Consider the following 12,754-nt stretch of genomic DNA (forward strand, 5'->3'; position numbering starts at 1 on the left):
TTGCACCTTTCCCTCACTCCCAAATATCGAAACAAAACCCTTGCCTGATCCCACACCAAAACCTGTTTCATGGGTTTCTGAATGGCTCTCATGGTGATCTGTCATGCCATCAATCGTCACGCTTTGTCCTGCCACATTGATATCTTCATTGGCAATCATATGAGAAGCCGTGATTGTGGTCTCTTTGTCTGATTGCGTAATAATGTTGCTCGTCGCCCCAAGGATAGAGGAAACCGTTGTTGTATGGGATTCAGATGTATCGGAAGATTTTTCATGCAAAAAGCCACTTTTTGAGGATTGCTCTTGCTAGTCGTAGTGTTCTTGTACACCTGGTAATATTACATAATTTTGTACCTAAATACAGTTGCAAAAACGCATTTGGTCCTCTTCCACTTGTGATAAAAATTAGCCCTGTATCAATATTATTAACATTGTAACAAAAATCCGCGAAAAACAGTCAATGAAATATAACCTTATAAAAAGTAAGCCTGCTCCCTACTCTTTTGGTAGCAATAACAGGATCGTGAAAAAATGTTCACACGCTCATCGTTTTCTTAGATTGACTTTTCTATGAGATTTTATCGTGATACCTTACTGTTTCTTTATTAAAGCTTTTGCAAACACAATAATACAATCCCCCAATGCTTCTGTTATCTGCTATTTTCTAGCAGCGCCAATTCTCTTTGAAAAAATGATAATAAAAAAATCCTTCTCTTTCGCCCATAATAACTGCAATATCCTTTTAAAAGACGCAAAAGCCTCTAGCTCTTCTTTACAAGAAACTGCATAAAGAATTTCACCTTCGCTTCTAAAAGATCAGCGATTCCTTAAATAATAAAATTTAAAAACTCAATTTTAAAAAAACTTATAAAATAAATTATTGGCTCAGTTGAGTATCGATGAAAAAAACTAAATCAAACAATAAAGATAATTCTCAAAATAACTTTTCTTGTGAAACATAACTTCATTAATAAATTTAGAAAAAATATTTCTCTATACTATCTAGTAAAATATGTTCGTACTGTCAGGCATTTTAACAGGAGATACTTATATTGATGGCATGGCTATTAATGGCACAGCTCACCATCAAAAAATATCTGATATTTATATGATTGGGGCGTTATCATAAGCAATGGCTCACAAAAAACTCCAAAACAAAATGATAACGAATAGATTGTTTTCAATCTAAATTATTCCAATCTTTAGAGGATCATGATCAAATACCCGTTCTTCTGAAAACAACAGCTATTTCTTTTTAGTTGAATCTTTATTTACTGCAGTTTCTTTTGCTTAAAATTATAAAGTTTAAGGACATAGAAACAAATAACAAGCCAAGCAATCCAACTAATACCGACAATTAAAACTGGTCGTGTCTCATCGAAGAGCCATAAGAGAATAAAAATAAAAAACATAAATAAAATAGAAAAAATTGACCCTATCGGCCAAAAAGGAATAGGAAAGTTTAAACTATTCTGTGCTTCTTTAGGCATCTTAATTCGCATAAAAATTTGCGAAAGTAGAATCATCATCCAAACAAAAACCGTCGCAAATGTTGCCATTGCTGCAATAAGAAAAAAAAGTTTTTCATGATAAAAATAATTAAGGACAGCACCAAGGAGAAAAATAGCGAAGATCATCAAAATAACAAAAACTGGTATACCGTTTTTTGATAAATATTGAAACTTTTTCAAAGCATAACCTTCCTGTGATAAACCATGGATCATACGACAAGCACCATACATTCCACTATTCATTGCCGAAATAGCCGCTGTAACAACAACAATATTTAAAATATTTGCTGCATATGAAATCCCAAGATTTTCAAAAATGGATACAAAAGGACTATCCATAAGACCAATCTCATTCCAAGGATAAAGAGACATTAAAATAGCTAACGTCATGACATAAAAAAGCAAAATACGAACTGGAGTAGAATTAATTGCCTTTGAAATCGTTTGATGAGGGTTTTGAACTTCCATGACTGCCATGCCAATGATTTCTATGCCACCAAAAGCAAAAACAACAACACTAAAGCAAGCTAAAAAACCAAACCAGCCATTGGGAAAAATACCACCATTCTTCCATAAATTATGAACAGTAACAGTGGAAGAATCTGCACCTTCACCCCACCCCAAAAAAATAATTGCTACTCCTAAAATAATCATCGCAATGATCGCGATAACTTTAATAGAAGACAGCCAAAACTCTAGTTCACCATAGACTTCTACAGCAGCTAAATTAATACCTGTGATGATTAATGTAATACTCAGTGCCCATACCCAAGGAGCAACATCAGGATACCAAAACCCCATATAAGTCGCAAAAGCTGTAATATCAGCCAAACCAACAAGAATCATCTCAAATACATATGTCCAACCCGTTAAAAAACCTGCTAATGGCGATATGTAATTTGCCGCATAACGCGCAAAAGAACCAGGCAATGGATTATGCAGTATCATTTCTCCTAAAGCCCGCATAACCATAAAAATAGCTAAACCAGCAATACAATAGGCAATTAAAACACTAGGACCCGCAAGCTTAATTGCCTGTGCAGACCCATAAAAAAGACCTGTTCCAATAGCAGAGCCAAGAGCTAAAAAAATAACTTGGCGCTTACTCATCCCTCGTTTCAGTTCATTTATTGCCATTTCTTTCCTTCTTTATTGAAATGCTGACAAAATCCACACCACGATAACAGCTTTATGATAAATAAAGCCTCATGTTTTTTTTCACAAATATATTTCAAAAAACATCGAAGACCAGCCAGTCCAACACTTTGCTCTAAACAATGAAAAAATACTTTTATTGCGAATTATTCAGCTTTTATAGCCTGCAATTTCGTATTATTTTATTTAAATAAAGTGATAATGAATTTTTTTATAATTGTCATTTAATTCATTTCGTATTCTCTAGTTTTTTACAGAGAAAATTAGCCTTAATGTAGTATGAACACTTAAGGCTTCTATTTCAGTGCACCGAAATAAAAGCCTAAAAATTCATAACAGGCGCATTAACGATGCGTACAATTAATTTTTTTGTTACTTTAAACAAACTCTCTTTGGGTCTATAAAACAAACTTTTAACGCCAATTGAGTAGCTCAATCAGTGATAATACGAATCTCGCCAGTTTTCAAAAGTATGAGAAAGTGTATCTACAGCCCATCTTTTAAGGACTTCAACTGCTCTAACTACAAGCTTTCCAATGAAAAAAAAATATAGGGTAAAAATAGCATCTTTGACTGTTGGTCCGATGATAGCATTCTCCTTGCCTCTGGGAGTTTGTCCTGAGATAGCAATAAAACCTTTGTTTTTCGCCAAAACAAGAGGCTCTTTCTCTTGAGACACTATCACAATGAAAATTTCCTCTGGAAAACTATCTCTCCTAAAATTTGCATGAACCTCAAATATTTGCAAAAAACAAAAAAGAACTGTCATTAAAACGCATAATCTAGCACTTTTAAACATTTCTTTCTCCTTTTTTATTTAAAATACCAAAAATGAACTATAAAACTCATAAAGTATTAACAAATAAGAAGAATATATAGTAAAGTTTTTATTTTACTTAAAACAATTCCTATAATATAATTTGTACTTATAAAAATATAATATCACAATATATAATGCGGATATTATTTAACTTATATTAAAAATTCTGATAGAAATCAGAAAGTATGGGTTCTTCAATTTTATAGTTTCTATAAAATTATGATGATAAATTTAGAGCACTATAAAATATCTATTTGACTAAAAACAATAGATATATACAGTAAATAAATACATAATTTATTAAATAATTTAAATATAGTATCGATCTTCTATATTTTTATATGAAGGAAGTTTTAAAATTTCATATCTGCCCTTCAGCATTGGCCTTAAAACCAATATTATTGAAAACTTAATGAAGGAAAAACTATTTCTGGTAAAACAGATAATAAGTGCCCTTCACGTACAAGTATATGGACTTGATGAAGATCTGGAGCCAGATAGCGATCTTCCTTAAGAGAAGCAATATTTTTGCGTAAACGTTCCATAACAGATCGCAAAAGAGTACTTGTTTTTAAAGGTGCACGATATTCAATTCCTTGTGCTGCAATAAGCGTTTCAATGCCAATAAGTGTAAAAAGGTTTTCGCTCATTACCAATAACCGACGAGCACCATGGCAAGCCATTGAAACATGATCTTCTTGATTAGCTGAAGTTGGTGTTGAATCAACGGAAGCAGGATGAGCCATTTGCTTATTTTCAGACATTAAAGCTGCTGCTGTTACTTCAGCGATCATAAAACCTGAATTAAGACCTGCATTGTGCGCTAAAAAAGCTGGAAGACCATAAGAAACTGCTGGATCAACCATAAGGGCAATACGCCGTTGAGAAATAGATCCTATTTCACACAAAGCAAGAGCAATCTGATCAGCAGCAAACGCGACAGGCTCAGCATGAAAATTCCCACCTGATACAACTTCACCATTCCTTAAAATCAACGGATTATCTGTAACAGCATTTGCTTCAATAACCAGTGTTTTTGCTGCTGCTAGCAAAATATCAAAACATGCCCCCATAACCTGTGGCTGGCAACGTATACAATAAGGATCTTGAACACGCTCATCACCCCGTAAATGTGCGGCACGAATTTCTGAATCCTCTACAAGCTTTTCTAATGTTTTCGATACGGCAATCTGCCCATAATGGCCTCGCAAAATATGGATATCAGGATGAAATGGCGCCGTTGATCCCATGGTAGCATCTGTCGTTAAAGCCCCAGCCAACAATCCACCACACAATGCCCGATAAGCTCGAAAAAGTCCGGCAAGTGCAAGTGCTGTTGATGTTTGAGTCCCATTAATAAGGGCTAGACCTTCCTTTGCTTCTAAAATAATAGGGGATAACCCTGCTTTCTCTAAAGCAAGTGCTCCACTCATACGAATATTTTGAAAAAACGCTTCTCCTTCTCCCATCATAACAGCCGCCATATGAGCAAGTGGAGCAAGATCACCTGAAGCGCCAACAGATCCTTTTTCTGGGATGACAGGAATAACACCCTTTTCAAGCATATTTTCCAGCAAATTTACCAACTCTAAACGAACCCCAGACGCCCCTCTTCCTAAAGAGATAAGCTTTAAGCTCATCATCAAACGCACAATATTTTCAGCGAGAGGATCTCCTACCCCACAACAATGGGACAAAATAAGATTTCTCTGTAAAATAGTGACTTTGTCCGCATCAATTCTAATGGAAGCCAACTTCCCAAAACCAGTATTAATACCGTACACAGGCTCACTTCCAGCAACAATTTCAGCAATGCGCTGCGCTCCTTTCTCGATAGCTAAATGCGTGTCATGATGAAGCTTACTGATTTCACCATTAAAATAAATAGCTTCAAGTTCGCTAAGTGTTACCTTACCCGGTTTTAGTATAATCGTCATAATTTTCTTTCTTTTTTAATTAAAGAGTAATTCTTAGCATTATTGATCCTTCTATAAAACAAAAAAGATATAATTACTCTTTAAACGAAAATGCTTTTTTAAAAGCCATTCCTTAGAATAAAGGTATTGCCAAAAAATAGAATGGTTAACGACAAATGAAAATGAGATATTGACAAACACAACAAAGGCTGTGAATTTTAAATAATAGATAGTAAATCAATATATAATGACAATCTAGCGTTACGCATATTGAATGAGAGAGCGAATGTCTTAAGATTCTCTCATTCCAAATCTATTTATGTTAAATCAATCAAAATCATGTTTCTTGCAGAACACAAGCGAGATTGGCGTGGGGAGTGAAACTGTACAAGAAAAGACTAAAAATGCCTCTTATGAACCGTATCAAGGGCTGTCGCGACATTGGGAGATGGCAAAGTGTGTGATGATGCAGGCTAGCTTTTTTTATTAAACGTAAAGATGAGGGGACTTCATGAATTTATCGCAAAATTATTCCTACTAAACTTATGAAAACTTAGATAGATAGCTGTCACAATCTATCATGATTGCAAAAATTAAACCTTCTCTTGAAGATAGAGCAGTATTTTCAACGAAACTTGAAAATTAAAAAAACTTATTCAAAACATCAATATAGACGAGAAAATTCTGATTATGATAATTTTTATACTTTTTCCTGTCAAAATCTATTTTAACAAAACTTTAATAGTAAAAAATAATTATAAAAACAAAAAATCCCCCTCTTCCTACTTAGTGTAAAACCTACTGCCAAATTATAGTAAAGATACTTTTCCTTAAATGCCATAATGCAGTTCATAAGTTTTCTGTTGAGAACTCTCACATGTGAAGTAGACAGTAAAGATCAGATGTACTGAGGCAGCCGTTAAGTGCAAAAAAACTGTTTTTCCCCTCAAAATGAGCCTTAATAATGCGCGAATTTCCTGAACAAAGCCTACTCTGATGCGCTAAACGGTAAAAAAGCATCATCGATATCAGATTATTTGTATACATATAAAGCTCCAAACTTCCTTGCTCTTCATATTTTTTACCAATGCAACCAATTTCGGCAAATATTCTTCCCTACAGCGCACAATAGCGCGTTGAGCTTGCGTTAAAGAGCAGCTCATTCCAATAAAAGATTCAGACGGGATTGTCATTATTCAGTTATGTGTATGAAAAGAAATATTTTCTGTTTTTTTCCAAAACCATCACTCATTTCCTGTAAAAAATCAAAATTACGATAATAACGGAAATAGTTCGAACGGATCTTCTCTAACAATGCCTCATAAACGTCTAGAAATTCGCTATGCTTGAAATCACGATTATTTTGAACAACCGCCATAACACCATTGGCTCGAAATTGATCTGAAGCAACGCCAAAGCAACTTAGGGCGGATCCATCCGCTAAAACGCCTGTGCCACAGCAACAAGATAGACCTCGCCAATTTGAAGCAATAAGTCTTCAGCTTGACTTTGATACCACTGTACCGTAGAAAATTTTCTTCACCCCTTCTTAATCATATCTACCGATATATTGATAGCATGAGATTGGTGCTCATTCCCTAAAAGTTTAACAATCCCCTCTCATGTAATGCCTGGTCCCAGCACCTACATCCACGATCGACAAATGTTTTTTGTTCTTAAAAGGAAGAAACATGGTCTTCAATAAGGCGAGAGGGTAGCAAGAACGATCATAATCACCCGCTAATCCGTCAAACTTTTCACTTTGCGGTTGAACGTTTTGCAACATAGGATTTTCCCCTTTCTTCACAATTGTTGATATCCATAATTTAAAAGCCTTTTTATTCAATAGGTTAAGCATAACTTCTAAAGGAGGAAAAAGGAAAACTTCCTCTCCTTTCTATAAGCTTGATGCCTATATTCTTCTCTTCCTCAATTGTTATCTGCTACATTCTAAAACAAAAAAATACTACGAAAATAATATAATCTTCTGTAAAAATAATTGATATGAATATTATTGATCTTTCACAAGATGACATCTATATTTTTATATCAACACATCACTTAAGCGTGCTAAAAGTGCAGAGAGATATCAATTTATTGATAAGGGTATCTGTTTATAAAATTCGAAATACTTTCCACCAAGAAGATAAACCCTATATAATATATAAAATATCTGTGGAGACATCTTTATGTTAAATGTACAAACTTCTTCAATGTTTAAAATATTAAAACAATTTTCAATCATTATTTTTTTGGCAGGATTAATTCCACTTTTAAGTGGCTGCGGATTTAATACCATACCAACAACTGAAGAAAAAGCACACGCAGCATGGAGTGAAGTGCTCAATCAATATCAACGCCGTACAGATCTCATCCCCAATCTTGTAGAAACAGTTAAAGCTTACGCAGCCCATGAACAAAACGTTTTCACAAATGTCATTGAAGCACGTGCCAAAGCAACACAAGTCAACATTAATGCAGATATGTTGAATAATCCGGAAGTTATGCAGCAATATCTCAAAAATCAAGCAAATTTATCAAGTGCACTTTCGCGGCTTATGGCAGTTGTCGAAAACTATCCGGATCTTAAAGCAAACCAGAACTTTCTTGCCCTTCAATCACAACTAGAAGGAACTGAAAACCGTATCTCCGTTGCGCGCCGCGATTATATCGAAACAGTCCGTGCCTACAATACTGCGCTCAAAACAATGCCGACAATGATTTGGGCAAAATTATGGTTTCGTGATGCTAAACCTATGCCAACTTTTACCATTGATACGGATAGCCAACAAACACCAAAGGTTAATTTTAATTAATGAAATCATTTCAACACGCTATACAACGTCGTTTTTTTCTACGTTTATGGGTTCCTTTGAGCATTCTATGCTTGATCATTGCATTGGGGAATGTCACTTACGCACACACTAAATTTCCTCCCTTAACCGGCTATATCAATGATATGGCTCATTTACTTGATCTTGCAACAAAGAGAAATTTAACGGAAAAGCTCGCTACACTCGAAGAGAAAACGGGAGATCAAATTGTTCTTATAACACTCCCTACTCTTTCGGGCAATGATATAGAGACATACAGCAATTCTCTTTTTCGCACATGGAAGTTAGGTCAAAAACAGATCAATAACGGCGTATTAATCGTCATTGCACCCAATGAACGTGAAGCACGTATTGAAGTAGGTTACGGTCTGGAGGGAGAACTAACAGATGCCATTTCCTCTGTCATCATGAATAGCTTCATGATTCCTAATTTTCGTGAAGGAAATTATCAAAAAGGAATTGTCGAATCGGTTCATGCAATTATCAAAGTGATCACACAAAGCGATGCTGATTTTTCTTTTCGAATCAATCAAAAGGCTAAAGCTGTTGAAGAACAACGTAAACAAGCTGCAAAAGAAGAAATGATTATAAATACAATCCTGTTTTTCATTCTCTTTATAGCAGTTGGTTTGCCCATTTTGGCTGTGATTTTTGGTCAGAAAGTAGGTCCACGAAAGTATCTTTGGATGGGTATTATTTTCACACCTTGGTTTTTAAACTTAAATACGAGCGGTAGAGCCTCTGGTGGAATCTTTGGTGGACATTCAGGAGGAGGAGGATTTAGAGGTGGTGGTGGATCATCAGGTGGTGGTGGTGCAACAGGAAGATGGTAAAACGAGCATAACGCGTTTTTTAAATAAAATTCATTGCAATTCTCATAAAGTATCTCTTAATCTTATGCTTTTGTTATTTTTCTGATTACAATACAAACTCAAACATTAAGATAAATATTGCCAATGACATTTGAATTAAAACATAGGGATCGTAGTCACTTATCACATCATTTTAATGCTATTCTAGGAAATCCACCCGTTGAATGGAAAATAAGTGATCATTTGGTTGAGTATCCTGAAGCGCTGCGTTATATGCAAGAGCGTGTGGAAAAAATTCTTGCAAAAACTGCCCATGAACAAGTTTGGCTTCTTGAACACCCTTCCCTTTATACAGCAGGTACAAGTGCAGATAAAAAAGATCTTTTAGCTCCTCATTTATTCCCTGTTTATGAAGCAGGACGTGGGGGCGAGTTTACATATCACGGTCCAGGACAGCGTATTGCTTATATTATGCTTGATCTTAAACGTCGAAAACAAGACATTCGTGCTTTCATTAGTGCATTAGAAGAATGGATCATACAGATGCTTGCAAGCTTTAATATTAAAGGCGAACGTAGAGAAGATCGCGTTGGTGTCTGGGTTAAACAGTCTCATTGCCCATCAAAACAACATGATCTTTCTTCCGAAGATAAAATTGCGGCGATTGGCATTCGAGTGCGCAAATGGATAAGTTTTCATGGCGTTTCTATCAATGTTAATCCTAATTTATCTCATTATTCAGGAATTGTGCCTTGTGGAATTACAAACCACGGTGTCACAAGCTTTCTTGATCTAGGGTGCCCTGTAACAATGCATGATATTGATATTGCACTCAAACACGCTTTTGAACAAATTTTTGGTCCAACAATTGATGTTTCCTAAGTGCATTGATTTTTAAATAAAAAACAGGCATAAAATTTATTTTAATGAATATTTTATTTTATGAGGTATATAGTTAAACGCTATGAGCGATAACAACAAGGATCTTTTTAGTGTTTTAAATAAAGCCCAATCTCGGGTAAATACAAAAGAAAGCACTCTGCAATCTCCAACGAAATCAAAAGGGATGATTTCAAAAAAAAGTGCAAAAAATACGCAAGAAGACGACTATAATGCCCTCTCTATTCGAGTGCTTGAGGGTTTAGAGCCTGTACGTTTACGCCCTGGAATGTATATTGGTGGAACAGACAGTAAAGCACTTCATCATTTATTTGCCGAAATTATTGATAATGCGATGGATGAAGCTGTTGCTGGTTATGCAGACTCCATTGAAGTGTCATTAGATAGGAACGGTTATATAACCGTTACAGATAATGGACGCGGTATTCCTGTCGAAAATCATCCTCAAATGCCTGACAAATCTACCCTTGAAGTTATTATGACACAACTTCACTCAGGAGGAAAATTTGATGGAAAAGCTTATCAAACTGCGGGCGGACTTCATGGGGTAGGAATTTCTGTCGTCAATGCTCTTTCTGATGATATGGAAGTTGAAGTTGCACGAGAACGAAAACTTTACCGCCAACGTTTCTCACGCGGTATTCCTCAATCTGAATTGGAAGATTTGGGGGATGTTTATAATCGCCGTGGTACGCGCGTTCGTTTTCATCCTGATCATGAAATTTTTGGTGAAAAAGCAGCTTTTGATCCAGAAAAAATCTATAAAATGGCGTGCTCAAAAGCCTATCTTTTTGGCGGCGTAAAAATTCGCTGGACTTGTGATCCCGTCATACTTGAAGGCGTTAAAAATATTCCTGAAAAAGCTGTTTTTCATTTTCCCAATGGGCTTAAAGACTATTTACTTGCGTCACTAAAAGATGAATATCGCGTAACGTCAGAAATTTTTTCTGGTAAAACACAACAAAATAATGGTCATGGCTGTGTTGAATGGGCCATCGCTTGGCATGGTGGTGATTCTTGTGTGCAATCTTACTGTAATACTATTCCTACAGGAGAAGGTGGAACACACGAAATAGGATTACGTCAAGCTCTTTTACGTGGATTGAAATCCTACGCTGAGTTAATAGGCAACAAGCGCGCAGCAATCATTACATCTGATGATATTATGATTTCAACAGCCGCAATACTTTCTGTCTTTATCAGCAACCCTGAATTTGTTGGACAAACAAAAGATCGATTAGCAACCATTGAAGCACAGCGTATTGTTGAGAGTGCAATCCGCGATCCTTTTGATCATTGGTTGGCAAACTCCCCTCAAGAAGCAACAAAACTTCTCGATTGGGTTATTGAACGTGCTGAAGAACGTGTTAAACGACGCCAAGATAGAGAAATAAGTCGAAAAACTGCTGTCCGTAAATTACGTCTGCCCGGTAAACTTGCAGATTGTAGCCAAAACCATGCTGCGGGTGCTGAATTATTCATTGTTGAAGGGGATTCCGCAGGAGGATCAGCCAAACAAGCGAGAAATAGAGCAAACCAAGCAATTTTACCTCTTCGTGGCAAAATCCTCAATGTCGCCAGTGCTGCACATGAAAAAATGAACTCAAGCCAAACAATTAGCGATCTTATCCTTGCTCTTGGATGTGGAACACGCTCTAAATATCGTGAAAAAGATCTCAGATATGAACGGATTATCATCATGACAGATGCAGATGTTGATGGTGCTCATATTGCCTCACTGCTCATTACCTTCTTTTTTCAAGAAATGCCTGACCTTATTCATCAAGGACATTTATATCTCGCCGTCCCTCCCCTTTATAGAATATCGCAAGGAGGAAAAGTTGCTTATGCACGCGATGACATCCATAAGGATGAATTGCTCAAAACTGAATTTACGGGAAAAGCTAAAATTGAAATCGGGCGTTTTAAAGGGCTGGGTGAGATGCGCGCGGAACAACTTAAAGAAACAACGATGCATCCTCAAAAACGTACATTGCTTCGTGTTTCTATTGATGCCGTGGAAATTCAAGAAACGAAAAAGACTGTAGAAAGTCTCATGGGAACAAAACCAGAAGCACGATTTCGTTTTATACAAGAAAACTCTACTTTTGCTTCTAATTTAGACATCTAATGTAAAAAATATCTCTTTTAAATCACTGCAGCAGCGTCAATCACGCGCAGTTGCGGATTGATCGTTCCATTCCAATAATTCAAACTAAGATGACCCGCTAAATGAATCATTTCACCAATATTTCTCGACAGAAAATCACCAAGCGCTGTCCCTACAGCACGAAAAGCTATTCCTTGCAGTTTTTTGCCTTCCCCATTAGATACAATGAGACGAAGATGTCCTTTTCCAACTTCAGATAGGTTCACCAATCGATGAGAGGGAAGAACAAAAACAGGTGTCGCATTCCCTGTCCCAAAAGGCCCCGCCTTTTCAAGCAACTCAAAGAGTGCTTGATTGACACCAGAAGCAGAAAGAGAACCATCTATACGAAGAGATTTTTTTGCATGTAATTGTGAAACCATGACAGAAACTTTTTCTTCTAGCCATTTTCGAAAAGTTTCAATTTTTGTCGATTGAATTGTAATTCCTGCTGCCATACTATGCCCCCCTCCTTTTTCTAATAAATTGAGGGTAACAGCTTCACGAACGAGTGCTCCTAAATCTATGCCATGAATTGAGCGTCCTGACCCTACGCCATTTCCATCTTCTTTCAAAGCGATAGCAAAAACAGGACAAAAAAAACGCTCTTTAAGGCGGGAAGCAAGAATACCAATAATTCCCGGATGCCATTCTTGA

At 36.2% G+C, this 12,754-nt stretch carries 8 protein-coding genes and 2 pseudogenes; 4 read left to right on the forward strand and 6 right to left on the reverse strand.

The window, feature by feature from the left end:
• From PVV57_RS08620 to PVV57_RS10565, 5 genes and pseudogenes are all read right to left on the reverse strand, one after another.
• Nucleotides 1–330 (reverse strand): annotated as a pseudogene (locus PVV57_RS08620) (hemagglutinin repeat-containing protein); the annotation flags it as partial.
• A 941-nt stretch (nucleotides 331–1,271) separates the two neighbouring features.
• The gene (locus PVV57_RS08625) at nucleotides 1,272–2,648 is read right to left on the reverse strand and encodes an amino acid permease (RefSeq protein WP_273717699.1); all 1,377 of its coding nucleotides are present in this window, start codon (nucleotides 2,646–2,648) and stop codon (nucleotides 1,272–1,274) included.
• 454 nt (nucleotides 2,649–3,102) lie between these two features.
• A complete protein-coding gene (locus PVV57_RS08630; protein ID WP_273717700.1) occupies nucleotides 3,103–3,465 on the reverse strand; it encodes a hypothetical protein in 363 nt (120 codons plus the stop codon).
• A gap of 419 nt (nucleotides 3,466–3,884) precedes the next feature.
• Nucleotides 3,885–5,423 (reverse strand): histidine ammonia-lyase, encoded by a 1,539-nt coding sequence (hutH, locus tag PVV57_RS08635; protein WP_273783702.1) that lies wholly within the window; start codon nucleotides 5,421–5,423, stop codon nucleotides 3,885–3,887.
• 1,020 nt (nucleotides 5,424–6,443) lie between these two features.
• Nucleotides 6,444–7,188: pseudogene (locus PVV57_RS10565) on the reverse strand (class I SAM-dependent methyltransferase); the annotation flags it as partial.
• Between the two features lie 403 nt (nucleotides 7,189–7,591).
• On the opposite strand from PVV57_RS10565, the gene PVV57_RS08645 reads away from it, so the two are divergent.
• From PVV57_RS08645 to parE, 4 genes are all read left to right on the forward strand, one after another.
• Complete coding sequence (locus PVV57_RS08645) at nucleotides 7,592–8,218, forward strand: LemA family protein (RefSeq protein ID WP_273783704.1); 627 nt, start codon at nucleotides 7,592–7,594, stop codon at nucleotides 8,216–8,218.
• Nucleotides 8,218–9,069, forward strand: a complete 852-nt coding sequence (locus PVV57_RS08650) for a YgcG family protein (RefSeq protein ID WP_273717704.1) — start codon at nucleotides 8,218–8,220, stop codon at nucleotides 9,067–9,069. The genes PVV57_RS08645 and PVV57_RS08650 overlap by 1 nt, the downstream gene beginning before the upstream one ends.
• A gap of 123 nt (nucleotides 9,070–9,192) precedes the next feature.
• Complete coding sequence (lipB, locus tag PVV57_RS08655; protein ID WP_273717705.1) at nucleotides 9,193–9,930, forward strand: lipoyl(octanoyl) transferase LipB; 738 nt, start codon at nucleotides 9,193–9,195, stop codon at nucleotides 9,928–9,930.
• A gap of 82 nt (nucleotides 9,931–10,012) precedes the next feature.
• On the forward strand, nucleotides 10,013–12,079 hold the full coding sequence (gene parE / locus PVV57_RS08660) for a DNA topoisomerase IV subunit B (protein ID WP_273717706.1): 2,067 nt from the start codon (nucleotides 10,013–10,015) through the stop codon (nucleotides 12,077–12,079).
• Nucleotides 12,080–12,096: 17 nt separating this feature from the next.
• On the opposite strand, the gene PVV57_RS08665 is transcribed toward parE, so the two are convergent.
• Nucleotides 12,097–12,754, reverse strand: a 658-nt coding sequence (locus PVV57_RS08665) for a DHHA1 domain-containing protein (RefSeq protein WP_273783875.1), incomplete at its 5' end; no start/stop codon positions are given.

This window comes from Bartonella sp. AU15XJBT (assembly GCF_028618615.1).
GTDB lineage: Bacteria > Pseudomonadota > Alphaproteobacteria > Rhizobiales > Rhizobiaceae > Bartonella.